This window comes from Amycolatopsis sp. MEPSY49 (assembly GCF_051337345.1).
Taxonomy (GTDB): domain Bacteria; phylum Actinomycetota; class Actinomycetes; order Mycobacteriales; family Pseudonocardiaceae; genus Amycolatopsis.
This window is the reverse complement of sequence record NZ_JBDLYJ010000001.1, coordinates 357,398-383,110: the sequence shown is the minus strand read 5'-3', so window position 1 is coordinate 383,110 and position 25,713 is coordinate 357,398. Positions and strand designations below refer to the sequence as shown.

General features: G+C 71.3%; 22 protein-coding genes. 11 read left to right on the top strand and 11 right to left on the bottom strand.

Annotated elements, in window-relative coordinates; translation table 11 throughout:
• Positions 1–39: 39 nt before the first annotated feature.
• The 3 genes from ABFJ78_RS01975 to ABFJ78_RS01965 are packed head-to-tail and all read right to left on the bottom strand — an operon-like array spanning position 40 to position 1,775.
• Positions 40–927, bottom strand: a complete 888-nt coding sequence (locus ABFJ78_RS01975) for a VOC family protein (RefSeq protein WP_436383834.1) — start codon at positions 925–927, stop codon at positions 40–42.
• Positions 920–1,444: an RNA polymerase sigma factor gene (locus tag ABFJ78_RS01970; RefSeq protein WP_364383981.1), complete on the bottom strand. Its 525-nt coding sequence runs from the start codon at positions 1,442–1,444 to the stop codon at positions 920–922. Before ABFJ78_RS01970 ends, ABFJ78_RS01975 begins: the two co-directional genes overlap by 8 nt.
• A 4-nt stretch (positions 1,445–1,448) precedes the next feature.
• Complete coding sequence (locus tag ABFJ78_RS01965) at positions 1,449–1,775, bottom strand: hypothetical protein (RefSeq protein WP_086675050.1); 327 nt, start codon at positions 1,773–1,775, stop codon at positions 1,449–1,451.
• A 111-nt stretch (positions 1,776–1,886) separates the two neighbouring features.
• On the opposite strand from ABFJ78_RS01965, the gene ABFJ78_RS01960 reads away from it, so the two are divergent.
• Together ABFJ78_RS01960 and ABFJ78_RS01955 are read left to right on the top strand one after the other, a co-directional pair.
• Positions 1,887–2,714 carry a helix-turn-helix domain-containing protein gene (locus tag ABFJ78_RS01960; RefSeq protein ID WP_436383833.1) on the top strand — a complete coding sequence of 276 codons (828 nt, stop codon included), beginning with the start codon at positions 1,887–1,889 and terminating at the stop codon, positions 2,712–2,714.
• A complete protein-coding gene (locus tag ABFJ78_RS01955; RefSeq protein ID WP_436383832.1) occupies positions 2,711–2,929 on the top strand; it encodes a DUF397 domain-containing protein in 219 nt (72 codons plus the stop codon). The genes ABFJ78_RS01960 and ABFJ78_RS01955 overlap by 4 nt, the downstream gene beginning before the upstream one ends.
• Here ABFJ78_RS01955 and ABFJ78_RS01950 read toward each other — a convergent pair.
• On the bottom strand, positions 2,895–4,319 hold the full coding sequence (locus ABFJ78_RS01950; protein ID WP_436383831.1) for an MFS transporter: 1,425 nt from the start codon (positions 4,317–4,319) through the stop codon (positions 2,895–2,897). The genes ABFJ78_RS01955 and ABFJ78_RS01950 overlap by 35 nt on opposite strands.
• A gap of 101 nt (positions 4,320–4,420) precedes the next feature.
• On the opposite strand from ABFJ78_RS01950, the gene ABFJ78_RS01945 reads away from it, so the two are divergent.
• The 5 genes from ABFJ78_RS01945 (at position 4,421) to ABFJ78_RS01925 (ending at position 9,242) form a co-directional block, all read left to right on the top strand.
• Positions 4,421–5,254, top strand: a complete 834-nt coding sequence (locus tag ABFJ78_RS01945; RefSeq protein WP_436383830.1) for a helix-turn-helix transcriptional regulator — start codon at positions 4,421–4,423, stop codon at positions 5,252–5,254.
• Positions 5,255–5,321: 67 nt separating this feature from the next.
• The gene (locus ABFJ78_RS01940) at positions 5,322–6,428 is read left to right on the top strand and encodes a sensor histidine kinase (RefSeq protein WP_436383829.1); all 1,107 of its coding nucleotides are present in this window, start codon (positions 5,322–5,324) and stop codon (positions 6,426–6,428) included.
• Complete coding sequence (locus tag ABFJ78_RS01935) at positions 6,425–7,093, top strand: response regulator transcription factor (RefSeq protein ID WP_364463889.1); 669 nt, start codon at positions 6,425–6,427, stop codon at positions 7,091–7,093. Before ABFJ78_RS01940 ends, ABFJ78_RS01935 begins: the two co-directional genes overlap by 4 nt.
• A gap of 197 nt (positions 7,094–7,290) precedes the next feature.
• Positions 7,291–8,286: a GDP-mannose 4,6-dehydratase gene (gmd, locus tag ABFJ78_RS01930; RefSeq protein ID WP_436383828.1), complete on the top strand. Its 996-nt coding sequence runs from the start codon at positions 7,291–7,293 to the stop codon at positions 8,284–8,286.
• Entirely contained in the window at positions 8,283–9,242 is a 960-nt protein-coding gene (locus ABFJ78_RS01925; RefSeq protein WP_436383827.1) for an FkbM family methyltransferase, read from the top strand. Before gmd ends, ABFJ78_RS01925 begins: the two co-directional genes overlap by 4 nt.
• A 3-nt stretch (positions 9,243–9,245) precedes the next feature.
• Here ABFJ78_RS01925 and ABFJ78_RS01920 read toward each other — a convergent pair whose 3' ends face one another.
• The 6 genes from ABFJ78_RS01920 to ABFJ78_RS01895 form a co-directional block, all read right to left on the bottom strand.
• Positions 9,246–11,588, bottom strand: a complete 2,343-nt coding sequence (locus ABFJ78_RS01920) for a glycosyltransferase (RefSeq protein WP_436383825.1) — start codon at positions 11,586–11,588, stop codon at positions 9,246–9,248.
• Positions 11,579–12,739, bottom strand: a complete 1,161-nt coding sequence (locus ABFJ78_RS01915) for a hypothetical protein (RefSeq protein ID WP_436383824.1) — start codon at positions 12,737–12,739, stop codon at positions 11,579–11,581. The genes ABFJ78_RS01920 and ABFJ78_RS01915 overlap by 10 nt, the downstream gene beginning before the upstream one ends.
• Positions 12,740–12,762: 23 nt before the next feature.
• A complete protein-coding gene (locus ABFJ78_RS01910; RefSeq protein ID WP_436383823.1) occupies positions 12,763–14,055 on the bottom strand; it encodes an alginate O-acetyltransferase AlgX-related protein in 1,293 nt (430 codons plus the stop codon).
• Complete coding sequence (locus ABFJ78_RS01905; RefSeq protein ID WP_436383822.1) at positions 14,052–16,781, bottom strand: glycosyltransferase; 2,730 nt, start codon at positions 16,779–16,781, stop codon at positions 14,052–14,054. Before ABFJ78_RS01905 ends, ABFJ78_RS01910 begins: the two co-directional genes overlap by 4 nt.
• A complete protein-coding gene (locus ABFJ78_RS01900; protein ID WP_436383820.1) occupies positions 16,774–17,988 on the bottom strand; it encodes a hypothetical protein in 1,215 nt (404 codons plus the stop codon). The genes ABFJ78_RS01905 and ABFJ78_RS01900 overlap by 8 nt, the downstream gene beginning before the upstream one ends.
• Positions 17,989–18,119: 131 nt before the next feature.
• Positions 18,120–19,262 (bottom strand): hypothetical protein, encoded by a 1,143-nt coding sequence (locus ABFJ78_RS01895; RefSeq protein ID WP_436383819.1) that lies wholly within the window; start codon positions 19,260–19,262, stop codon positions 18,120–18,122.
• Positions 19,263–19,383: 121 nt separating this feature from the next.
• On the opposite strand from ABFJ78_RS01895, the gene ABFJ78_RS01890 reads away from it, so the two are divergent.
• From ABFJ78_RS01890 to ABFJ78_RS01875, 4 genes are all read left to right on the top strand, one after another.
• Complete coding sequence (locus ABFJ78_RS01890) at positions 19,384–21,180, top strand: hypothetical protein (RefSeq protein WP_436383818.1); 1,797 nt, start codon at positions 19,384–19,386, stop codon at positions 21,178–21,180.
• A gap of 735 nt (positions 21,181–21,915) precedes the next feature.
• Positions 21,916–22,659 (top strand): NYN domain-containing protein, encoded by a 744-nt coding sequence (locus ABFJ78_RS01885; RefSeq protein ID WP_436383816.1) that lies wholly within the window; start codon positions 21,916–21,918, stop codon positions 22,657–22,659.
• A 229-nt stretch (positions 22,660–22,888) separates the two neighbouring features.
• Positions 22,889–23,512 carry a hypothetical protein gene (locus ABFJ78_RS01880; protein WP_436383814.1) on the top strand — a complete coding sequence of 208 codons (624 nt, stop codon included), beginning with the start codon at positions 22,889–22,891 and terminating at the stop codon, positions 23,510–23,512.
• Between the two features lie 66 nt (positions 23,513–23,578).
• Positions 23,579–25,051 (top strand): serine/threonine-protein kinase, encoded by a 1,473-nt coding sequence (locus ABFJ78_RS01875; protein WP_436383812.1) that lies wholly within the window; start codon positions 23,579–23,581, stop codon positions 25,049–25,051.
• Here the strand turns inward: ABFJ78_RS01875 and ABFJ78_RS01870 are convergent.
• Positions 25,036–25,710 carry an alpha/beta fold hydrolase gene (locus ABFJ78_RS01870; protein ID WP_436383811.1) on the bottom strand — a complete coding sequence of 225 codons (675 nt, stop codon included), beginning with the start codon at positions 25,708–25,710 and terminating at the stop codon, positions 25,036–25,038. The genes ABFJ78_RS01875 and ABFJ78_RS01870 overlap by 16 nt on opposite strands.
• Between the last annotated feature and the right edge of the window lie 3 nt (positions 25,711–25,713).

Genomic DNA, 25,713 nt, shown 5'->3' with positions numbered 1-25,713 from the left:
AGTGTGCGCCCGAACGCACGGCCCGGCGGATGGGATTACTCACTTCCCGGGCCGCTCCCACAGCCAGAACTCGATGCCCTGGTTGTCGGTGCAGTCGGCCGTCGTGCCGTACGGGTGGTTCTCCACCTCGCCCGCACGGCCGCCCTGCTCTCGCACTCGGGTCAACGCCGCTTCGAGGTTGTCGACCGCGTACATCAGCTTCCAGCCCACCTGGCGGTCGCCGGCCCACAACCCACCTTCGAGACCCGGGCCCGAGAAGCCCCACGCGTCCGACACCGAGCCCGGCGTGAACTGCCAGCCCAGCACCGCGCCGTAGAACGACTTCGCCGGCTCTGCCTCCGGCACCTGGAACGTGAAGTACATGGCCTCGCCGTGGCGAGCCGGGCGCGGGCCCGCGGCTGGGGAGGCCGCCTGCGAGACCAGCCAGCGCTGCCCGAACGGGTCGCGGAACGAGCCGCCGCGGCCGTACGGCGAGTCGCTCACCGGGCGGATCAGCGTCGCGCCCAGTTCGAGGGCGCGGTTCACCGAGACGTCCGGGTCCGGCACCTCGACCCGCACCGACGCGCCGCCTTCGCGCGGCGCCACGTGCCCGATCTCGGGGTACTCCTCGGCGAGCATCAGCACGGCGTCGCCGATGGCCAGCTCCGCGTGCCCGACGCGGCCGTCGTCCATCAGGATCGGCTCGCCCCGGCGGACCGCGCCGAACACCTCGACGTAGAAGTCGAGCGCGGCCCGCGCGTCGGACACGGCGAGGTACGGCGTCAGCGAGCGCAGTTCGGCGGTGGTGGCCGGTGCCTCGGATGTGGTGGTCATATCGGCTCCGTTCAAGATGACGCGACGCAGGTTGTCGCGCAGTTCGGCGGCGAAGTCCGGGTCGGGGGCGGCCCGTGCGGAGGGACGGCGAAGCGCGTCGAAAGGCTCAGGCATCGCGACCCTCCTTCTCCTCGTAGGCGCGCCGGAACGCGGCACGGGCCCGCACGAGCAACGCCTCCGTGGCGTGCACGCTGCGCCCTAGGTGGCCGGCGACTTCGGGTACGCCGAGGCCGTCGACGTACCGCAGGGTCAAGGCCGCGCGGTGGTGCGACCCGAGGGACTCGAGCACCTGTCTCGCGCGCAGGGCGTCGAGCTGCTCGTCCCACGGGTCCTCGACGTCCGGCTCGCTGTCGTGCACCAGCCGCAGCCCGCGTTCCTCACGTTCTTTGCGCCGCCAGTGGTCGGCGAGCTTGTGCCGGGCGACGCCGATCAGCCACCCGGTGCTCACTGGAGGTGCGTACTCCTTGCGACAGGCGGCGACCGCCCCGAGGAACGTCTCGGACGTCAGTTCCTCGGCGAGCGTGCGGTCACCGCACCGGGACAGCAGGTACCCGTAGACCTCCGGCAGCGCGGTCTCGTAGAGCCCGAGCAGCGCGAAGGCCGGGTCCGGTCGTACCCGTGGTTCCGTCACACCTTCATCGTCGTCCGGCGCGCGGCTTTTCCGACGGGTGAACTTTCGCTTTTTTCGGCGGCCACGTCACCCGGATGGTGACGACGTGGTCCCGCCGCCCCGGGAACAGCCGGTAGACGCTGACGACGAACGTCCCCGGACGGGCGCGCTTGCGGGACAGGTAGTCGTGCGCGCACGCGGTCCCGTACCGGACGGTCCAGCCCTGGTACCGCTCGCTGCGGTGCTCGAGGACGAACCCCATGTCGTCGACGAGTTCGGTGTATTCGTGCACCCGCGAGCCGTCGGCCTCGCGCCGGTACTCGAGCTCGTGGGGGTAGCCGTACCTGTCCATGACCTGCAGGTTCTCGACGCAAGTCAGCGCGACACGGCCCGCACACGGGAATCCCACATCGGCACACCCGCCCTACGATTCGTGGTTGATCGACAGCGAGGGGTGACCACCATGGATCGGCCGACCAAGCCGAACTACCGACGGCGCCAGCTCGGCCGCACCCTGCGCAAGCTACGCGAGGCAGCCGGGCTGAGCCAAGAGGACGCGGGACGGCCGCTGCGGTTCTCGACGTCCAAGATGAGCCGGATCGAGCAGGGGTTCATCCCGGGCTACAACGACTTCCTGGCGCTGCTCGACCGCTACGGCATCATCAGCTCGGACTACGGCGAGTACGTGCGGATGTTCGACTACGCCAAGGAGAAGGGCTGGTGGCACGCGTTCGGGCTGAGCGATCGCGGTTTCGTGAGCGTGGAGGCCGAAGCCTCCTGGATCCGGAACTACCAGCTCGGTTTCGTGCCCGGCCTGCTGCAGACCGAAGAGTACATGCGCGCGACCTTCGCCGGTGCCCGCGATCCCGTGGAAGGCGAGCTGCTCGAGAACCAGGTGCGGGTTCGGCTGCGCCGCCAGAATCGCCTGACCGAGGCGCCCGTGCTGAACCTGCACACGGTGGTTGACGAGTTCGCCCTCCGCCGCGAGCCATGCGACGCAGCGCAGCTGCGTCGCATGCTCGCGGCAGCGGAGCTGCCGAACGTTGAGATCCAGGTGCTGCCGCAGACCGTCGGCTCGCACGATGGCCTCTACAGCAACTTCATCCTCGCGGGCTTTCCCGACCGGGCGGAGCCCGACTTGGCTTATCTCTCTTACGGTTTCGGCTCGCTTCAGATCGAGAAGGAGGCGGAAGTTCGCGCTGCTAGGCTGACTTTCGACCATCTCGCCGATCGCGCCCTGGATCACGAGGACTCGCGCGAGCTCATCGCGAGGATGATCGCCGAGGTGTGATCCGAGCGGAGGCAATCATCGTGAACTGGCGTAAGAGCAGCTACAGCGGCGGCGGTGTCAACGATGACTGTGTCGAGGTGGCTTTCAACGTTGCCACCGTGGCCGCCCGGGACTCGAAAGCCCCCACGGCCGGGGCGCTCGAAGTGCCGCCGGCCGCGTGGTCCGCCTTCCTCTCCACCGTCACACCCGGGGGTCCGGCAACCGCCGCCCGGTGATCGCGACCACCGTCGCCAGCACCGCCACCACCCCGATTACCCACGCGAACGCGTCCCGGCTTCCCAGAGACCCCGAAAGCGCCGCGTACAAACTCCCCAGCGTCGCCACGCCCAAAGCAAGCGACGTCTGCTGATTGGTCGTCATCACCCCGGACCCGACCCCGGCCAGATCCGTCGGCACGTGGGACAACACGATCCGGAACAACGTCGTCATGGCCAGCGCGTTCCCGACCCCGATCGCCACCATCGACGGCGCCAGATCCAGCACCGTCACGTGCGGCCACGCCGACAACGTCGTGCACAGCAGCGCCACCATTCCAAGCGCCGTGATCGCGCCGCCCACCGGGACGACCTTCTGGCCGTACCGCGCGACCAACCTGCTGCTCAGCATCGACACCGTGAAGTACGCGACGGCCAGCGGCGTCAAAGCCACACCCGCGCCGAGCGGCCCGAAGTGCAGGCCCTCCTGCAACGTCATCGCGTACACGAACATGAACGAACCGAACGCCCCGAAGAACGGGATCGCCACCATCAAGCCACGCCGGACGCTCGGCAGCCGCATCACCGACGGCGGCAGCAACGGCGTTCCACCGAGACGCTCCTGACGCCGTTCGACGTGCACGAACGCCGCCGCGGCGAAGGGCGACACGATCAGCAGCGCGATCGTCCACGCCGGCCAGCCGAGGGCCCGGCCCTCCATCAACGGCACCAGGAACGACATCAGGGTGACCGCCAGCAGGAGCGTCCCGAGCCGGTCGACGCCCAGCGGGTTGTGCGCGCGGCTCTCGGGCAGCCGACGCGCCATCACCAGCACGACCAGCCCGATCGGCACGTTGACCAGGAAGATCGGCCGCCAGCCCGTACCGAAGAGATCCGCCGCCACCAGGGCGCCGCCCAGGAGCTGGCCGACGACCGTCGACAAGCCGCCCGTCGCACCGAAGAGACCCAGAGCGCGAGAACGCGCTTCGCCGGACGTCGTCGCCTGGATGATCGACAGCACCTGAGGCAGCAGCAACGCCGACGCCGCCCCCTGCGCGGCGCGGGCGATCACCAGCGTGGTCGCCGTCGGGGCGATTCCGCAGGCCAGGGACGTCAACGTGAACAGCCACAGGCCCGTGAGGAACAGCCGCCGCCGGCCGAACGAGTCGCCGAGGCGGCCGCCGACCACCAGCAGGACCGCGTACGCGATGCCGTACGCCGCCACGACCAGTTCCAGGGTCGCGGTGGATGCGTGGAGGTCGGCATCGATCGTCGGGAGCGCGACGTTGACGATGAAGAAGTCGATGATGGGCAGTGCCGCCCCCAGCAGCACCGTGACCAGGCCGGCGGGGGTCAGTCCCGGCCGGGCCGGGGCGCCGGAGGTGATCGGCGCGAGTTCTGTCGTGGTCATGGGTACTACGATCGCCCCGGATCCAAACTAGTACCAGTTGTCGTTTATCCAGGTATTGCGACTACCTGGTACCAGGTTCGAAGACGTGCGATCCTGGCACCATGACCACCGCCGTCGAATCCGACCTCCGTCGCCAAGAACTCGCGAGGTTCCTGCGCAGCCGGCGCGAGCGGATCACGCCCGAGCAGGTCGGGCTCCCGCTGCACGGCCGTCGGCGGACGCCGGGGCTGCGCCGGGAAGAGGTCGCGCAGCTCGCCGGCGTCGGCGTCACCTGGTACACGTGGCTGGAGCAGGGCCGCGACATCAACGCGTCCGAGCAGGTGCTGCAGGCCATCGCCCGCACGTTGCGCCTCGACCCGCACGAGCACACCCACCTCTTCCGCCTGGCCGGCGCGCCCGAGCCCGAGGGCGAGAAGGACTGCCAGGTCATCACGCCGGCGATGGAGCTGATGCTCAAGAAGCTCGAGCCGTACCCGGTCGCGGTGCGCAACGCCCGCTGCGACCTGCTGGCCTACAACCGCGGCTACACCTGGCTGATGGGCGAGGTCGACCAGATCCCGTTCGAGGACCGGAACACCCTGGTCCAGTGCCTGCTCAACCCGGAGTGGCGCAAGCGGATGCTCGACTGGGACACGAACATCCCGCGCGTGATCGCGTCCTTCCGCGCGGCGATGGCCGAGCACGTCGCCGAGCCGGCGTGGAAGAACCTGGTCAAGCGCCTCAAAGCGGAGTCGCCGCTGTTCGCCGAGCTGTGGCCGCACCACGACGTCAACTCCGAGCCGATCCGCACCAAGCGCTACCTGCACCCGGACGTCGGCCTGCTGCGGTTCAACTTCACGTACCTCTACTACGGCCGCCGCTCGGAGATCACGATGTCGACCTACACCCCGGCCGACGAGGAGACGGCGGCGAAGCTGCCCCTCATGTTCGACTGACGACGTACGCCGGGAGCGCGCTCCGAGACGGACGCGCCGCCGCCCCGCGACCGGTAGTTTTCGCGGCATGAGATGGCCGCCGTGGGTGGGACGCGTGGTGCGCACCGTCGTCGTCCTGGGCTTCGTGCTCGGCGCGACCAGCGCGTCTTCGCGATGGCAGCCCGGGGCGTCGCCGCTGACGCCGCTCGGCGCCGCGTGGCTCGCCGCGACCGTCCTCACGCTGCTGTTCGTCCACCGCTTCCCGCTGACGCTCTTCCTGGCGACGGCCGCCTCCGCGTTCGGCTACTACGCCTCCGGCCTGCCCGGCGGGCCGGTCATCCTGGTACCGACCATCGCGCTGTTCGTCCTGACCCGGCAGCGCGGGCCGCTCACCGCGGGCATCACCGGCGCGTCGGCACTGGCCGCCGCTTACGTCGTGCATGTCGTCACGACCAGGTCGTTCGCGCTGGCGGCCGGGGCCGCGTTCCTCGTCGTCTGGCTGACCGCCGTCATCGGGGTCGGGACCGCCGTCCGGTACCAGCTCGACGCGCTCGCCGCCCGGCGCGAGCAGGCCGACGAGCACCGGCACCGGCTCGCCGAGCAGGAACGGCTGCGGATCGCCCGCGAGGTCCACGACGTCGTCGCGCACAGCCTCGCCATGATCAACGTCCAGGCCGGCGTCGCCGCGCACGTCGCCGACCGGCGGCCCGAGCAGGCGAAAGAGGCGCTGCTCAACATCAAGGCGGCCAGCGCGTCCGCGCTCAACGACCTGCGCGCGACGCTGGCCGTGCTGCGCTCGGGCGAGGACAAGGCACCCGCGCCGAGCCTCGCGCAGGCCGCCGAGCTGCTGGACCACGCGCGCGACGCCGGGCTCGCGGTCGACGTCCACGGCGAGGCGGGCGACCTCCCGGCGCCCGTCGACGCGGCCGCGTACCGCATCCTGCAGGAGTCGCTGACGAACGTCGTCCGGCACGCCGACCAGCCGAAACACGTCGACGTCCGGTTCGCGCGGAAACCCGGCTCTTTCGTCATGAAAGTTCGCGACGATGGCCGCGGCACCACCCGGCCGACCCCGGGTCACGGCCTGCGGGGCATGTCCGAACGCGCCGCCGCGCTCGGCGGGCGGTGCACCGCCGGGCCGGTCGACGGCGGTTTCGAAGTGTGCGTCGAACTACCGATCGAGGGGGAAGCATGATCCGCGTCCTACTGGCCGACGACCAGGTCCTGGTCCGCGCCGGGTTCCGCGTGCTGCTGGAGACCGAAGACGGCTTCGAGGTCGTCGGCGAGGCCGGTGACGGCGAACAGGCCGTCGCCGGGGCGGTCGAGCACAAGCCGGACATCGTGGTGATGGACGTCCGGATGCCCGGGGTCGACGGCCTCGAAGCCACCCGCCGGATCACCGCGAACCCCGACCTCGCCGGGACGAAGGTGCTGGTCCTGACCACCTTCGACGTCGACGAGTACGTCTACGAAGCCCTGCGCGCGGGCGCGAGCGGGTTCTTGCTGAAGGACACCGAACCGGTCGAGCTGCTGCGCGCGCTGCGGGTCGTGGCGAGCGGGGAGGCGCTGCTGGCGCCGACGGTCACGCGCCGGCTGATCCAGGAGTTCGTCGGCCGCCCGGAGAACCGGCGCATCGACACCAGCGCCGTCCGCGAGATCACCGACCGCGAGCGCGAGGTGCTGGGCCTGGTGGCGGGCGGCATGTCGAACGACGAGATCGCGGCCCACCTGGTGATCTCCACCGCGACCGCCCGCACCCACGTCAGCCGCATCATGACGAAGATCGGCGCGCGCGACCGGGCGCAGCTGGTGGTGCTGGCCTACGAGTCGGGGCTGGTCACCCCACGTCACTCCGCCTGACCCGGCGCACCACGCGCAACGCCCGGACCAGGAACACGACGGCGAGGACACTCACCAGGCAAATCCAGATCATGGTGCCTCCTCTCCGGGCCGATGCTCTGCTCAGAAGGCGTGCGGGAGTGGGACGGCGTTCACCGACACGGCCGAAGTCACACCTTCGGGCTAAGTGACGGTTACTACCCGGCTATCCTCAGCGGGTGCGACGTGCGTTGATCACCGGAATCACCGGTCAGGATGGCCAATATCTCGCCGAGCTGCTCCACGAGCAGCAGTACGAGGTCTTCGGCCTGGTCAAGGGGCAGAACAACCCCCGAATCGACATGATCCGCACGAATTACCCGTTCGTCGAGATCGTCGAGGGTGACCTGCAGGACCTCTCCAGCCTGGTCGGGGTCCTGGAGCAGGTGCAGCCCGACGAGGTCTACAACCTCGGCGCGATCTCCTTCGTCGCCCTCAGCTTCAAGCAGGCCGAGCTGACCGCGAACGTCACCGGCCTCGGGGTGCTGCGGCTGCTCGACGCCGTCCGGATGGTCGGCGGCAGCCAGAACAACCCGATCCGCTTCTACCAGGCGTCGAGCTCGGAGATGTTCGGCAAGGTCCGCGAGTCGCCGCAGACCGAGCAGACGCCGTTCTACCCGCGCTCGCCCTACGGCGTCGCGAAGGTGTTCGGGCACGACATCACCGTGAACTACCGCGACAGCTACGGCCTCTACGCCTGCTCGGGCATCCTCTTCAACCACGAGAGCCCGCGCCGCGGCATGGAGTTCGTGACGCGCAAGGTGACGAACGCCGTCGCGCGGATCAAGCTCGGGCTGCAGGAAAAGCTGGTGCTCGGCAACCTCGACCCGCGCCGCGACTGGGGCTTCGCCGGCGACTACGTCCGCGCGATGTGGCAGATGCTGCAGCAGGACGAGCCGGGCGACTACGTCGTCGCGACCGGGCGCACGCACAGCGTCCGCAACTTCGTCGACCTGGCGTTCAAGCACGCCGGCCTCGACGACTGGGAGCGGTTCGTCGAGCAGGACCCGCGGTTCTTCCGGCCCGCCGAGGTCGACCTCCTGGTCGGCGACGCCACGAAGGCCCACACCGAGCTCGGCTGGAAGCCGGAGGTCGGCTTCGAAGACCTGGTCGCGATGATGGTCGACCACGACCTGAAGCTCGAAGCGGGGAAGGCCGGCATCTCGCTGCCATGATCAGCTACGCGCAGCAGGCCGAGGACGTGGTGCTCGCGCGCGTCTTCGCGGGGCAGGAGACCGGTCGCTATGTCGACATCGGCGCCGGGGACCCGCTCGTCGCGTCGGTGACGAAGCACTTCTACGACCTCGGCTGGCGCGGCATCAACATCGAGCCGATCCCGGCGAAGGCCCAGGAACTGCGTGCGGCCCGGCCGGACGACCTGACGCTGGACGTCGCCGTCGGCGCGCGCCCGGGCACGGCGAAGCTGCACGTCGTCGAGAACGAGTGGGGCTGGTCGACGCTCGACGACGGGCTCGCCGGCCGGTACCGCGAGGACCGCGGCTGGCGCGTGAACACCGTCGAGGTCGAGCTGACGACGCTGGCCGCCGTCCTGGACGAGCACCCGGGTGCGGTCGACTTCCTCAAGATCGACGTCGAGGGCGCCGAACGCGCGGTGATCGAGGGTGGCGACTGGACGCGGCACCGGCCGCGGGTCCTCGTCGTCGAGGCCACCGAGCCCGGGGCGGAGACGCAGACGCACGCCGAGTGGGAGCCGATGCTCCTCGACGCCGGCTACCGCTGCGGGCTCTTCGACGGCTTGAACCGCTTCTACGCGCAGTCCGACGACGCCGAAGCGCTCCAACGGCTCGCCGCGCCCGCGAACGTCTTCGACGACTTCGAGCGCTACGACGTCCTGCAGCAGGCCAAGGCGCTGGAGGAACTGCGTACCGGCCGCGCGGCCGAGATCGGCTACGCCCGCCGCATGGAAGCCGAGCTGCGGGAGCTGCAGGAGACGCACCGGCGCGCCGCCGACTACCTCGCCGAGCTGGAGCAGGCCCGCGCCGAGCAGGAGCGGCAGCGCACGCGGAGCGCCCGCTACACCGCGGGTTTGGAAGCGCGGGTCGCCGAACTGGAGGCGCAGCTCGCGGCCGCGTCCGGCCGCATCGCCGAGCTGGAAGCCCGGCGGGGCTGAGCCCTACTTCGGCAGGGCCGCCAGCCGCCGCTGCACGACGTCCGCGACCGCGTCCGGCCCGCACACGGCTTCGACGGCGGCCGCGGCCCGCTCGCCCATCGACGTCCGCAACGCGGGGTTCCCGGCGAGCGTGCGCAACCACTGCGCGGCCTGGTCGACGTCGGGTTCCGCCCACGGGTGCCCGAGCGGGTACGACGTCGTGAAACCGTTGGTGAAGCCGGGTTCGGCGTCCTTCGCGACGTACGTCTCGAAGCCCACGAGCGCGGCCGTGCCCGGCGGCATGAAGTCGAGGTTGCCGCCGTGGCCGGTGGTGACCACGGGCTTGCGCCGGGCCATCGCCTCGGCCAGGTCCAGCCCGAACGTCTCGAACCGGTGCAGCGAAAGGTAGACGTCGCACGACGCCAGTAGCAGCCCACGGTCCACTTCGGACAGTTTGCCGCCGAGCAGCGTGCCGCCGAGGGCGGTGACCTCGCGGTCGAGCCACGCCGCCGTCTCGGATTCGACGTCGAGGTCGATCGCGGCCACGGCCAGGTGCGCCCCGCCCGCCGGGAACGCCCGCCGGAACGCCGTGAGCGCTCCTCGGACGTTCTTCCGTTCGAGATCCGACGAAGGGTGGAACGTCGTGAGCACGACGAGTTCGTCCGAGGGCAGCCGGAACCGCGCGCGGTCGCCGGCGCCGTCGGCGGCCGGAACCACCTTCGGCACCACGGTGATCGGGACGTCCGTGCTCCCGCGCAGCAGGCCGGCGGCCAGCGCCGACGGCACCCACAGTTCGTCCACATCGGACAGCTGGGGGAGCCCGGTCGCGGGCACGTCCGGCAGCTCGCCGGTCCACCGCGCGATCGTGTAGCGGTCGAAGGAGTGCTTCGGGATCAACGGGAACTCGGCGGCGTCGACCAGCCACAGGTCGGCCGCGTAGTCCTTACCGCTGCGCAGGTCGGCCAGCTCGCGCGGGACGTCGTACGGCCGGTCCGGCACGCGGGTGTTGAACTCCGTGAACGTCGTCCGGGGCAGCCGCTCGGCCAGCACGGTCGCCAGCCGCCGGGTCGCGTCGGCGCTGACGCCAGCCGCGCGGACGTCGCCGAACATGTTGATCCCCGGCCGGTCCCGCGACGGCTTGACCGGCGGCGGCAGTGGCCCGCGCACAGCTTCGGCGGCGTCGCGGTACGCCGCGGCGACGACCGGCCAGGACGCGTTCTGCCGAACCCACTCGCGCGCCTTGCGGCCCGCCTCGCGCGCTTCCTCCGGCCAGGAGACGATCCGTTCGAGGTGCGCGACGAGCTCGACGGCTTCGCGCCGCGGGTCGATCGGGACCAGCCGGCAGAACTCCCGGTCGTAGTGCCGGTGCTGCGGCAGGTCGCTGGTGATGAACAGCCGGCCGAGGCCGTACGAGCGCATCATCACCGCGCTCGTCTCGCCCGCGGTCGGCCAGCGCAGGCCGATCAGCGCGTCGGTCGCGACGATCAGGTCCTGGAACTCCTCGATGTCGGGGCTCGGGATGATCCGCACCGCGTCGCCGACGCCGAGCTCGGCGATCGCGCGGTGGACGTCGGCCTCGATGTCCTTTTCGCGCGCGTGCCCGACGATCAGCAGCTTCGCCTGCGGCCAGCGGCGCCGGACCTGCGCGAACGCCAGCACGGCGACGCGGATCCGCTTGATCGCGGTGAAGCCGCCGAAGATGCCGAACACGACGTCGTCGTCGGACCAGCCGAGCTTGGCCCGGACCGCGGGGCGCTTGTGGTCGTCGTCGATGACCGGCGCGGCCGAGGCCACGGTGAACACCGGCACCTCGGGGTAGCGCTCCCGCAGGTGCCGCGCCCGGAACGGGTCGTGCACCAGCACCCCGCGGCTGGCCGAGACGATCCGCCGTTCCAGGCTCATCGTCTGCCGGTCGAGGTGCTTGACGCCGTCGACGTCGACGGCGGGCCAGCCGAGCACCAGCGCCGGGTCCGCGGGGTCGCCCCAGATCGGGCCGTGCGCGTAGGCCAGTTCGTCCTTGAACGCCGTCGACTCGATGCCGCCGTGGTAGCTCAGCGAGAAGTCCAGCAGCGACGGGTCGTGCAGCACCACCAGTCCGGGCACCGCGAGCGCCCGGTGGTAGATCCACTCGTGGAACTCGGTGTTGTTGCCCATCTGGTAGATGTCGATGGCGTCCTCGGCGTCGTCGACGTCGTCCGGGCCCAGCAGCGGTACGGGCGAGCGGGCTTCCCGCGGGTACCGGCCGACGGCGGACACGTCCGCGATGCCGGCCATCGTCTCCAGCAGTTCGAAGCTGTAGTCGGCGATGCCGCTGCGCTCGGGCGGCAGCGGCGTCCACATCCGGTGGCGCACGGCCGTCACCGCCACGCGAGCAGGCAGTACCGCTCCCGCCCGCCGGGTGCGGTGACCGGGATGTCCGCCTCGCCCGGCTGCCGGACCTCGACGTGCGAGAAGCCGGCGGCCTCGGTGAGGAACCGCAGGAAGTCCGGGTGCACCGGGCGCTGCGCGAAGGGGTCGAGGTGGAAGTCCGGGCCCGCCAAGGGCGTCTCGACGACGAGTGGCGCACCCGGCTGCAGCGCGGTGGCCGCGAGCTCGGCGAACCGCGCCAGCGCCGCCGGTTCGAGCCGTTCGGCGAACCGGAACGCGGTGATCGCGCCGAGCGAACCGGGCGTCGCCTCTTCGAGCAGGCGCATCGGGTCGGCGTCGGTCACCTGGACGTCGACGGCCGCGCATTGCTTGCGCACCAATGCGTTTTGCGACGCCGTCCGGTACCGGACGCCCGCCGCCGCGAGCACCTCCAGCCAGCCGCCGCGGGCGGGGGCCATGTCCAGCACCGCGCCGGTGGCGCCGGCCTTCCGGGCCTCCTCGATGACCGGCAGGTACGCGCGCACGGCGTCCCGCGCGCGTTCGGCGGACCCGTCGAGCAGGGCTTCCACGGCGATCTCGAGGAACGAGTCGCGGTCGGGAACCGAAGCGACGGGTTCAGGGGTCTCGGCTTCCCGGCGGGACCGGTCGAGGAGCAGGTCGACCTGCACGTTCCGCAGCCGGACCTGTTCCGCCGCGGCCAGCAGCCGCTCGAGCTGCGTCTCCAGCTCCTTGAGCCGGGCCTCGACGCCGCCGGAGTGTTCCGCCGACTCGGTGACCTGCAGCGCCAGGCCGGACAGCTGGGCCTGCAGCCCCCCGACCGCGCTGTAGAGCCGCTGGTTCAGCCCGGCCGCGAGGTTCTGGTCGTTGCGGTACAGCGATTCCAGCTCGCGGTGCAGCGACTCGGCGCGCACCAGCTCGCCGCGTTCGCCCAGCCAGCGCTGGAAGTGGCCTTCGGCGGCGCGGACTTCGTCGGACAACGCGCTGACCGCGTCGCGGGCCGCCAGGTTCGTCTCGATCTGCCACTTCAGCTGGCGCCGCCAGAGGAACCGCAGCGCGAGCCGGCCGAGCAGGTCACCGCGGCGCAGCGGGAGGTGCAGGTTGGCGTGCTGCTCCAGGCGGTCGAGAGCGTCCGCGACACGGGCGTGAGACATGCGGTGGTCCATCTGTCAGTGGGTCAGCGGAGGGGGCGGGCCGCGAGCTCGCCCAGGATGTTGTCGACGACCTGCGGGGCCAGCAGGCCGAAGTTGCCGGACGCGAGGGTGCGCTCGGCGACCTCGATCGCCACCACCTTGTTGTCGGCGAACATCTTGCCGACGGTCTTGCCGGTGTCGGCGAGCAGGGCGCTGTGGTGCTGGGCGGTCATCTGGCCGAAGGTCGCGGCGAGGTAGGGCAGCGCGCGGTAGGTGAAGGAGTCGCCGAGCAGCGCGACCGAACCCTGGTAGGTGCCGGTGCCGGTGGCGGACTGCAGCTTCAGCGGGGCCTTGAGGTCGCTGAGGACTTCCCGCGTCTGGTCGCGCTTGCCGTCGGTCAGCACCTCGTAGTGGCGCCCGCTGGTCTGGCCGGTGTGCCCGATCAGCGGCGGCAGGTCGGCCGCCAGCTGCCACGGGTCGCTCGGCTTGATCACCCAGGACGCGGTGCTGCCCGGGCTCATCGCCTCGGCCAGCGAGCGGGCCATCAGCATGCCGCCCTCGTCGGACCAGTGCGCGTCCTGCGGCCCGTACACCGGCGCGCCGACCGCCCGGCCCTGCGACTCCAGCCCGGCGCGCAGGTCGAGGATCGCGTTGTCGGCGTCGACGCGCTGCCAGAACTCGGCCGCGGTCCGCTCGCGGCAGTCCTTGCCCGCGTAGGTCGACGGCAGGTACTCCGGCGCGATCGTCGTCTTGTCCGGCGCGATGACCACGACGAACTGGCGGCCGGACGCGCGCACGCCGTCGCGCAGCCGGTCGAGCTCCGCCATGGTCTGGTCCAGCGGCTTGCTGAGGTTGCAGTGGCTGGCGATCTCGTCGCCGAGGTACAGCCAGCCGTTCTTGCCCTCGAGGACCTTCGGGTAGTTGACGACCGGCGCGGGCGTGCTCGGCTGCGCCGGGATCGGGCCCTCGGGTGCTTGCGGCTGCCCGCCCAGCGGCGGGGCTTCGCCGAAGACGCCCCGGCTGATGCCGTCGGCCGCGTGCACGGCCTGCTCGCGGAAGGCCAGGTGGTCGGTCGCCCACTGGCCCAGCTGCGGGAAGAACGACCAGCCCTGCCCGATGCTCGGGAACTCCGTCAGCGCGCGGTTTTCGAACTGGCCGGGGTGCACCCCGGCGATCGACGCGAGCACCGGCGTCGCGAAGAACACCGCGGCGCACGCCAGCGCGACGGCTTGGCGGCGGCCGTGGCGCGGCCGGTGCAGGGCGTGTTCGCGGGGCAGGAAGGCCTCGTGCACCGGGGGCAGCGAGCGCGGGGCCTGGGAAGTCTTCTGCTGGGTCATGCCGGCGGCCGGGGGTCGTCGGAACGCCGCGCCTCGAGCCGCTCGATGCGCGCGTTCTGCTGGGCGAGCTCGGCCTCGAGGATACCGAGCCGCCGGTCCTGCGCGGTGGCTTTCTCGTCGATCGTGCCCGCCAGCCCGCTGATCGCCTCGCCGGTGCTTTCGGTGAGCGTCCGCAGGATCCGGCGCTGGGTGCCGTCGTAGTGGCTCAGCGCTCGCCGGACCGCGCGGCGGAACACCGGGGCCAGCGGGAACCGGTGCGGGCTGTCCGGATCCGGCTGCCACTGCAACGCGGCTTCGGCGCGGGCCAGCGGGGAGTCCGGCCCGTGGCCGGCCTCGCCGGGATCGCGGCGGCGCCAACTCACGTACGCGGCCCGAAGCTCCGCTTCGACCCACGCGGCGGCGACGTCCATCGAGCGGACGCGCAGCACGTGGGCGCGGGCGGCCTCGCCCCGGCGCCGGGCTTCGGCGGGGTCGTCCGCGACCTCGCGCATGGCCTTCGCGGCGGCGTCGAGGTCGGGGTCGGCCCACAGTCCCTCGGGCTGGTACGGCGCCCAGCCCTCGCCGACCTCGACCATCCGGTACGGGATGGGCCAGCCGGTGCCGTCGTGGAAGAACTCCGTGGTGCTGGAGTAGTCGGTCGCGATCACGGCCAGCCCGCGCACCATCGCTTCGGCGACGGTCAGCCCGAAACCCTCGCTGCGGTGCAGGGAGACGTAGGCGTCGCTCGTCGCGTACAGGCTGTTCAGCTCTTCGAGGCTGAGGTAGGCCTCCAGCAGGTCGATGCGCTTGTCGTCGCCGATGACGTACCGCAGCCGTTCGACGGCGGCCGCGTGCAGGTGCCCGTTGGTCGCCTTGATGACCAGCCGGACGTCGTCGCGGCCGGGGAACGCGCGCCGGAACGCCGTCACCACGCCCCACGGGTTCTTGCGCTGGCCCGTGCTGTTGAAGTCGAAGGCGAACAGGAACCGGACCGGGTCGCCCGGCTTGCGCGGGACCCGCTCCGGCACGCCGGGGTCGAGCACCGGCATCGGGAACGTCTTCACCGGCACCGGCGAGTGGGGCTCGATCGCGCGGCGGGTGAAGTCGCTGATCGCCCACACCTCGTCGACCAGGTCGAAGCCGCCGTGCATCGACGTCGGGAAGTCTTCGAGCTCCCAGGCCCACAGCCCGATCCGGTAGCGCCGGTGCCCGAGCTCGGGGTGGCTGTCCAGCAGCAGGCCGGTGTAGTCGGAGTTGACCGCGAGGATGCTGACCGGGAACCGCGGCCGGCTCACGGTGTCCGGCTCGGCGAGTCCGGTGCGGACCGCCGCGGACAGCGACCGCGACTCGACGACCGACACCACCGGGATCCCCGCGGCGGCGACCACGCGGTGCGCGATCCGGCCCATCTCGCCCAGGCCCAGCTCGGCGGTGAGGTACCCGGAGACGTTGACGCCGAACTCGTCGACCGGCCCGGCCACCGGGGGCGGCTCGGTCGGCAGCGCCCAGCCGGGCAGCAGGCCTTCGTCGATCCCGTGCGTCGCGCACCACTGCCGGAAGGCCGGGCCGTCCGCGTGCTCCGGCTTGCGGAACGCCGTCTGCAAGTCGATCCGGCTCGCCCACAGCCACAGTGCGAGCCTGCTCAGCCCGGCCGAGCGGGCCATCGGGGAGCCGGGAGCGCGCAGCCAGTCGCGGAAGGCCGCGCCGCGGTCGTCGCCGAACGGCGGGGGTGGGATCTCGTCGACGACGGTGGGCGCGAACTGCGCCGGGGTCGTCGCCGCGCGGTGCGCCCGCAGCCAGGTGTCGCGGTAGAGCGTGCGCATCGGCGTGGTCAGCGGCGTGCCGTCGGGAAGCTTGTCGAAGCCGTACGGGACTTCTTCGTCGGTGTGCCCGGCCTCGGCCAGCTCCGCGGCGTACTCGTCGCACAGCTTCCGGAGCACCGGATCCGCGGAGAGGACGACCCGCGGGCGCACCGGGCACTGGCTGCTGAGCAGCCACGGCCGGTCGGGGTCGAAGCCGTGGAAGTTCAAGAACCGCAACGGGAAGCCGCCCGCGGTCACGCCGCCGTCCGGGCCCTCGGCGAGCTTGCGCTCGTGGAGGTTCCAGAAGCCGGCGGCCACGCCGGGGTCGCGCGTGACGACGTTGCGGTAGAGCGCCGGGACGCGGTCGAAGAAGTGCTCGACCGGCGGCGAGGGGTGCGAAGGCGGCGGGACCGGCGCGTACCGGCGGCCGTCCGCCCAGGCGATCAGGAACGGGCGCGCGCCCTTGCCGACCGCGACGAAGTCGTCGTGGAAAGCGCTGTCCGTAGCGCTGCGGCCGGGTTCGAGACCGTCCTGCGGGAGCGGGGCGAGCACCCGCGGCGCCAGCACGACGTCGTGTTCGGCGGCCTGCGCGGTCAGCTCGGCGAAGGGGGCGAAGACCCGGATCTGCGAGCCGAGGTAGACCGCGACATCGGCGTCTTCGAGGAGCTGGTGCAGCAGCAGGGGTTTGACCGCTTCGACCAGCTCGGACGCGGAGAACCAGGTGGCCATCCGGTGGAACTCGTCGCGGTCGAGGTCGAGCCAGTCGCCGCCGACGACGCGGCAGCCGTCCTCGGTGGTGGTGCCGGTCCCGTCGACGACGAGGACGAGGAACCCGTGGCCGGGGTGGTGCGCCCGGTAGGTCCGGGCGAGCACCCGCGCCGACGGCAGGCCGGCCCGGGTGACCACCGTGCAGGCGGTGGTCACCCGGCCGGCGCGCTCAGCCATTGGCCGGCAGCTCCGCGAGCTGGGCCGCCAGGATGTCGTCGAACACGCCGCTGATCTTGGCGAGGTCCGAACCGGACACCTCGATGCGCACGAGCGTGCCCTTGTGCACGTAGTGCGCGCGGATCACGGCGGGGAAGTCCGCCGACTTGGCGAACTGCGACGCCTTGACGCCGTCCGGCACGTCACCGGTGTACGGCTTCATCGTGAACTTGGTCTGGAGCTCGGCCAGGTCGTCGCGGGCCACGGTCGCGGCGCTGCTGGACGACGTCTGCGCGGTGAGCACCAGCGCCTTGACCGTGTCGGGGAGCCCGGCGGCGGCCATCCGCACCTTCGAGGCGCCCGCGGTCTTGTAGACGGCGTTCTCCTCCGGGGTGAGGAACCCGGCGCGCTCGACGTCCGCGAACGTCTGGATATCGGTCTTTTCGCCGGGCGGGGCCGGGAGCTTCGCGATCTCCAGGTCGTCCTTCGGCCGGACCGTGCTGGTCGGCGCGGGCGGCGACGACGAGTTCGCGACGGGCGGGTTCTCCTGGCCGCCGGAACCGTTGCCGAAGATCAGCCAGCCGCCGACGCCGAGCGCGGCGACCACCAGCACGGCGACGATGGCGATCACGGCCTTCTTCTTGCCGCCGGACGAAGTCGTCTCGAAGGTCTCCGGACCCTGGCTGACCCACTCCGGCCCCGGCGCCATCTGCGGGTACTCGCTCGCGCCCCACGGCGGGGCCGCGTTGCCGCCGGTGTTCCACGGCTGCTGCTGCGGAGGCTGCTGCTGCGGGAAGCCGCCCGAGGTCGGGCCGCCCGGCCGCAGGCCACCGGAGGCGACCGCCTGCGGGGGCACGCCCGGCACGGCCTGGGTGCGCTCGGCCGAGTCCGCCGACCACGGCGGCTGGTACGGCGGCGGCTGCTGCTGCATGCCGGACACGACCTGGGTGCGCTCGGCGCCCCCGGAGGCGTCGGCGCTGCTCACGATCTGCGTCCGGTCCGCTTCGGCGCCGCCCGGCTGCTGCTGGTGCGGCTGCCCCTGCGGCGGGCTGACCGGGGTGATGATCTGGGTGCTGTCGGCCGACGAAGCGCCCTGCGGGGCCTGCTGCGGCTCTCCGTTCACCGCGGAGGACAGCACGGCGTCTCGTCGAGCCCGGTAGTCGTCGGCCGAGATCTGGCCGGCGGCCAGCTCCTCGTCCAACCGGCGAAGTTCCTCCTGCCAGGACAAACCTGCCCCCCTTCCTCGTCGCAAACCCGTGCTCGCAGACTCACGCACATTCTGCACGCAGCGCCGACCGGTGCCGTGGCCGAGGGTCGTTTCGTGACCGGCACCCGGCCGATGTGCCCGCGGTGCCCGGATCAGCCGGGCGGCAGGACCGCGCGCAGGTCCTCCAGCACCTGGCCCAGCCGGGCGGTGAGCGCCTCGTCGCCGAGCTTCTGGGTCTGCGAGACGCCGACGTTCACGACCATGCCGCCGGAGGTGTACCAGGTCGCCCTGACCTGCGTGTCGCCCGTGGTGGCGACGGCGGTGCGCAGGTCGGACTGCACGGCGTTGAACCCGTTGGAGAGCGCGGTGGTGTAGAGCGCTTCCACGGCGGCTTCGGCGTTCGCCGGACCCGGCATCGGCACGACCATCAGCAGGTTGCTGCCCGCCGCGACGGCCGAGCCGCGGAAGACGACCTCGGTGGCGCCGTTGCGGCGCAGGACGTCGGCCGTGGGCCGGGCGAAGATGCCGAGCTCGACCGCGCGGTCGAGCGACATCGTCGAGTTGTCGGAGTTCTGCGTGCCCGGCAGCTTCGGCAGCCGGTCCTCGACGCCGCCGAGCAGCCCGGAGGCCGACGTGCTCGGCATGGTGGCGGGCCCGCTCGCCTGCCCGCTTGGTTCGTCGTCCGAGCCCAGCCACATCGTGACGCCGACGACCATGACCAGCACGAGCAGCACGCCGAGGCCGACGAACAGCCAGGTGGGCCGGCCGCGGGTGGGGTCGTTCCAGCGGTGCTTGCCGCGCGCGTCGTCCGGGTCCTGGCCCGCGGGCGGGGCGCCGCCGGGGTCGATGGGCGGGAACCGGCTCGCCGCCGCGGCGCCCGGGACCTGCCCGTCGACGGCCAGGTACCGGGTCGGGGTGATGTCGGCCGGGCTGGGCGCGGTCGTCATGTGGTCGGGGATCGGCGGCACCGCGTGCGTCGCGGGCGTCTGGAACGAGCGCGGCCCGGCCGGCTGCTTCGGCGGCCGCGCCCACGGCACCTCGACGCGCGCCGGCGGCGGGGCCGGCGGGGGCGACGTGACCGGGTTGACCGGCGGCACCGGGTGCGCCGCGGGGTTGGCGGCGGGATTGGCACTGTGCCAGGAGGGACGGCGCAGCGGCGCGGGCACCGGCGACGGCACGGTGGACCCGGACGCCTGCGCGAGCAGCTCTTCCCGCTGCTTGCGGTGCGCGGCGGGTTCGATCCGGCCGGCCGCCAGGTCCGCGTCGAGACGGCGCAGTTCTTCCTGCCAGCTCATGGTTCAGACCCCCATCCACCGTTCGGGGCATCAGTCTGGCACGCGCGGCCGACCTGCGAGGTTGCGTTTTGAAGTTGATCGGCAACGTAGCGCACGCGGCGCCGTTTCGGGAGTCCTTCTCGTGGGCACCGAGCACGGGGGAGGCGATCGAGAGGGGACGTCGTTGATCACCGACGAGCGGCCGCGGGCCGTCGTGGCCCGCGTGCGCACCGGTCCCGGGCGCGCCCGGGAAGGCGTTTTCGCCGTGCTCACCGGGTTCCTGCTCGCCGCGGTGTTCAACCTCCCGGTCGTGCTCCATCCGAAGTCGACAGTCGCGGGCGAACCGGGCGACCCGCTGCTGCAGGCTTGGCAGCTGGCGTGGCAGCACCACTTCCTCACCTCCGGCGGGGACCTCTGGACGGGCAACACGCTGTTCCCGGCGACCGGCAGCTACGCCTTTTCGGACTCCCTGCTCGGTTATCTCCCGCTGAGCTTCTTCGGCGACGGCCCGTACGCCGCGCTCCTGCGTTACAACGCCGCCTATCTCATCGCGGGCGCGCTCGCCTACGCCGGTGCGTACGTGCTCGTCCGCCAGCTCGGCGGCACCTGGCCGGCGGCGGTGCTGGCCGGCCTCGCGTTCGCCTGGGCACCGTGGCGGCTGAGCCACGCCAGCCACCTCAACATCCTGTCCACGGGCGGGATCGCGCTCGCGCTGTTCGCGCTCGCCCGGGGGCACGGCTTCTCGCTGCGGCACGGGTGGCGGCCCGAGCTGTCCCGGCCGTGGTGGGCCTTCGCCGGCTGGGTGATCGCGGCCTGGCAGATCACCCTGGGGTTCGCGATCGGACTCCCGTTCGCCTACCTGCTCGGGGTGGTCGGCGTGCTTCTGCTCGTGACGGCGGTCCGGCAGCGGCGCCGGTTCGGAGCGCGCACGGCGATCGCCGATGGCGCGGGCATCGCGGTGTTCGCCGTCGTCACCTACTTCATGACCATCCCGTACCGCCGGGTCGTCGACCAGTACGGCTTCACGCGTTCCTGGCATGAGGTGCAGCAGTTCTCCCCGCCGCCGCAGGGGCTGCTGGCCGCCCCGACGGAGACGTGGTTCTGGCAGCACGGCCCGTTCAACCTCAAGAGCGGCGTGTTCGCCGATCCGGGGTGGCTGTCGGCGACGGGTGCGTCGGAGAAGCTGCTGTTCCCCGGCCTGGCCCTGCTCGTGGTCGCGGTGGCGGGCCTGTTCGTCAGCGCGTGGCCGGTCCGCGTGCGGGCCTGGCTCGGCGCCGGCGCGGTCGCCGTGACGGTGTTCGCGCTCGGCTCGCAGTTCTTCGGCGGGTACGCCACCTACTACCTGCTCTGGCACTTCCTGCCGGGCTGGGACGCGCTGCGCACGCCGGGCCGGCTGATGCTGTGGGTGATCCTGCTGCTGGCGCTGCTCGCCGCGGGCGCGGTGACGAGGTGGGGCGAACTGGTCCGCGAACGCCCGGACGCGCCGTACCTGCGGGCGCTGATCGGCGTCACGCTGCTGCTGGCGCTGTTGGAAGGCGTGCCGGCCGAACCCCATTCGTCGCCGGCGGGCATCCCGCCGGACCTGGCCAGGACGTTCCAGGGCTCGCCGCCGCCGACGCTGATCCTGCCGGTGCGGCAGGGGCTGGGCGAGTTCAGCGAGTACGTCTACCAGCTGTGGTCGACGGACGGCTTCCCGCCGCTGGTCAACGGCCACAACGGCCTGCTGCCCCCGCAGTACGGCGAGCTCGTCCGGGCGACGAAGACGTTCCCGGACGCCCGCAGCGTCGCGGTGCTGCGGAAGTACGGCGTCGGCCAGGTCGTGCTGCTGAAGGCCGCGGCGGCCGGCGGCCCGTACGCGCAGGTGCTGACCCGGCCGCTCGACGGGCTGGGCATCACCCGCACCGACTCGACGGACCTCGTCACCTTCACCTTGCGCTAGTCACCGCTCCAGGCGTGTCAATTGACGTCCAGAGGGACGTCTAAGATGCGTTAGACATGTCTGTTTGACACTTAGACGGCTTCTGGGGTTCAATGGAGCATCTAGCGCGAGCGAGGTGACCATGACAGACATGGGGACAGCCACAGGTGCGGGCCTTGCTGAATTCTTGGACTGGGCTGTCAGGCGCGGCGAAGTCAACGTCTCCACCGGTAATGCCATGAAGGTTGCCGTCACCAAGGTGTTGGCCAGCGAAGACGATCCTGACGGTGTAGATGTCAGGACTCTGGAGGTTGAGCACGCGCTCAGTCGGTTCGAGAATCTGAACCGTACGAACTACTCGTCCGGCAGTCTGGCGACCTACAAGACTCGGTTCCGAAACGCTGTCGCTATGTACTTGGCGTGGCTCGAGAACGATCAGACGTGGAAGACGGTTATGCGGCCCCGGCGTACCGCAGGGGCATCGCGACGTCGACCAGGAGGGCCTGATAAGGCCAATGCCAGTGCAAATGAGGCAGAAGCAGCCGCAGTCCCGGACGAAGGCGCTAGCGCCGCAACCCCGAGAATGGTGTCTTACCAGATGCCACTGCGTCCGAATCTGCTTGTACAGATTCAACTGCCGGTTGATTTGACGACTGCGGACGCAGAGCGAGTCGCCGCGTTCGTGAGGAGTCTGGCCTTCGATGCCCCTGAGGACGGGGCGTACCGAGGGGGTTCAGTGGCCGGAGGGGGATCGTGATGCGGGTTGGCGTGTACGTCGACGGATACAACCTTTACTACTCTGGACGTCGGTGGTTCGGTCGCGGGGTCGCCGGCTGGAAGTGGTTGTCGCCGAAGGAGTTGGCGAGGGCGCTCATTGCGGAGCGGATCAACTGGGGGAATGCCCAGGTTGAGCGGGTTGTCTACTGCACGGCCCGCATCGATGCCGCTGAAGCCGCAGGAGCTTATGTCGATCAAGACGTGTATCTGAAGGCTTTGTTGGCAACGAAGGCGGTGGATCACGTCGAGTTTGGCAAGTATGTCGCTCGCGCGAAGCAGGTCCCGCTCGCTGTCCAACCTCGCAAAGGACGTCCGCAGGTCGTGCGTCCGTCGACGTCGTACAACCCAGGTGACTTGCCGTTGTCTGTCGGGCAAGACGGCAACGGCGGTCAGATCGTCTTGGCGACCGCACTGGTGCGCGAAGAGAAGGGCAGCGACGTCAACGTCGCGACTCACCTGCTGATGGACGTGCTTCGGGGAGTCGTCGATGCCGCTGTGGTCATCTCGAACGATTCTGACCTCGGGCTTCCGCTGAGTTTGGCTAGGGAGTACGTGCCTGTGGGCGTAGTCAATCCGTCCAATGGCTATCTTGCGGGAGCTCTGCAGGGCAAGGCTGCAGATGGCGTCGGACGTCACTGGTGGCGGCAGCTCCGTTGCCCCGACTTCACGACACATCAGATGCCGGACCCGGCAGGAGGTTTCAGGCGGCCTCTCGGATGGTGAGGAGTACTAGCTTCAGCTGGTCTAGGTTGACTTACGGTGACACCGTCGACTACTTTGAGAGTACCCACCCGGTTCCCTCGCGGAGCCGGGTTTTCTTGTGTCCGCGGTGCTTGCCACATTCGCGAATCTCCGTGCGCTAGTCACCTTCTCGGCCGCCGAAACTGTCGTACATATGTTCTAAAATGGGCGTTGTCCAGGGGAGATGCCGCCCGCGTCCGCGGGTGGCGTGATGGAGGAAGGCAGGGCCATGGCCTACATCACCCTGTCCACGTTCGTGGGCTACAGCGCTAGTAACGGACCGTCGCGGTCGTCGTTCGTCCGGCGGCAGCGCCGGCAGTACGAAGATCCGGCGCGGGCCGCGTTCAACTACTACCGGCGGGCGGCCGGCGCCGTGCGGTCCGGGCGGGCGGCGGGGCAGGACGCGACCGCGTTGCGCGCGCTCGTCAACGCCGCCGACGACCGGACGAAACCGCACTACGCGGCGATAGCCGAGGGCTGGCTGCGCTACCTCGGCCGCAAGTCGCCGCGGCTGGTGGAGGTCGGGCGCGGTCGCTGCCGGATCGGCGACCTCGAGATCGGCGTCAGCCCGCAGATGGGGCTGCGCAAGAGCGACGGCCGCCGGTACGCGACCTGGCTCTACTTCAAGGAGGAGCCGTTGACGAAGGACTCCGCGCAGCTCGCGCTGTGGGTGCTGGAGCAGGCGATGCCGGACATCCTGCCGGGCGGCCACGCCCTGGTGATCGACGTCCGGCGGAGCAAGGAGTTCCAGCTCTCCGCGCGTGACCGCGAACGGCTTCGGCCCTGGGCCCGCAGCGAGGCTTCGGCGTTCCTCACGCTCTGGGACGCCGCCTGAGCCGGGGAGGCGCCGGGCCCGTCCGGCGCCTCCCCTAGCATCGCCCCCGGACGTCAGGGGGCGACGATGCGAGTGGTCGCGGGGCGGTACGCGATCTCGGCCGAACTGGGCCGCGGCGGTATGGGCGTCGTCTGGCGCGCCGAAGACACGGTGCTCGGGCGGCCGGTCGCGCTCAAGGAGCTGGCGACGCCGCCGGGCACGAACCTCGAGCGGGTCATGCGCGAAGCCCGCACGGCCGGGCGGCTCAACGACCCCGCCGTCGTCACGGTGTACGACGTCGTCAGCGAGCGGGGCGCCACTTTCATCGTCATGGAGCTGGTCGTCGCGCCGACGCTGGCCGACGTCATCGAGCACGAAGGGCCGCTCGACAACCGCCGCGTCGCCGCGCTCGGCCTGCAGGTGCTCGGCGCGCTGGAGAGCGCGCACGCCGCGGGCATCGTGCACCGGGACGTCAAGCCCAGCAACATCATGGTGCTGCCCGGCGACCGCGTGAAGCTCGCCGACTTCGGCATCGCGCGGGCGCTGGACGACCCGTCGCTGACGCAGACCGGCGGCGTCATGGGCTCGCCCGGGTACATGGCGCCCGAGCTGTTCGCCGGGGCCGGGCCGTCGCCGGCGGCGGACCTCTGGTCCCTCGGCGCGACGCTCTTCCACGCCGCCGAGGGCCGCGCGCCCTTCCAGCGCACGACGACGGCCGCGACCCTGCACGCGATCATGTACGACCAGCCCGTGCTGGAGCGCACCCGCGGCCCGCTCGCCGACGCCGTCCGCGGGCTGCTCACCCAGTCCACTTCGGACCGCCTGACCGCGCCCGAGCTGCGCCGGCTGCTGGAGACCGCGCGCACCGGAGTTCCGGCGCCGCCGTCGCGGACCGCGTGGCTCGCCACGCCGCCACCGGCCACAGTGGACGGCCGGCCGGCGAAGAAGCGCCGCCTGCCGCTGGTCCTGACCGGGGTGGCGGTCGCGGTGATCGCGGCGCTCGGCGCGATCTTCCTCCTCAAACCGGACCGCACCACGCCCGTGCCCGTCGCCGGTCCCGCTTCGACGTCGTCCTCCGCGACGCCGACGACAACGACCAAGCACAGCACCAAGAAACCCACGCCGCCGACGTCCGCGAGTTCCACCCCACCGTCGTCGCCGACCGCGGACAAGCCGCACCCGGCCGAAGTGCCGCTGATCCGCTACCACCAGTCCGACGGCGGCCACTTCAGCGGGACGAAGAAGGTCTCCCCGCCGGCCGGGTTCACCAAGGAGGGCGTGTTCGGTTCCCTCGTCGAGAAGGCCGAGCCGGGCACGCGGAAGCTGTTCGCCTGCAAGGTGAAGGACCAGAAGGACTGGTTCACCTCGACCGACCAGAGCGGCAAGTGCGAGGGCCAGCAGGCGCTGGGCCTGCTCGGCCACCTCTACGCGAACCCGCCGTCCTGGGCGGGTGCCCGCGCGATCTACCGCTGCAACGCGGGCGCGAGCCACTTCGACTCGCTCGACGCCGGCTGCGAGGGCAAGACCAAGGAGTTCCTGCTGGGTTACGTCATCGTCTGAAGCACGTCGGCCACCAGTTCCGGTCGCGTGACGAACGGGTGGTGCGCGACCGGCAGCTCGACGACGTCGGTCGCGCGCGCGGCCTGTCGCCGCTGGGTCTCCGGCAGCGTCGCGCGGTCGTCGGCGCAGACGAGGTAGGTCGACGGGACTTCCCGCCAGGCAGCGGTTGTCACGGGCTGGCCGAAGACGGCTTCGTTCTGCGGGGTGAGCCGGGCGGCGGCACCGGCGTACGTCGGGTCGTCGAAGTCCTGGGCGAACAACGGCCGCACGAACTCCTCGCGGACGCTCGCGGTGCCGTCGCCGTGGCTGAGGTGCCACGCCGGTGGCTCGCTGCCGCCGAAGTCCGCGAGCGCCTCGCCGGCGTCCGGCAGGAACGACGTCACGTAGACGAGCCGACGGACCGCGGGGTGGTGGCCCGCTTGTGTGATCACCATCCCGCCGTATGAATGCCCGACGAGCAGAGCGGGCTCGTCGGAGGTGTCGAGCAGCGCGCGGACGGCCTCGGCGTCGTCGTGGAGATCGCCGCGCGGCTCGCGTTCACAGCTCGGCAGGACCACCGCTGAACTGCGCAAACCGCGGCCGGCGAGGACATCCGCCGTCGGCTGCCACCACCAGGCGCCGTCGCGGACGAAGGCACCGTGGACGAAGAGGACCCGCATGGT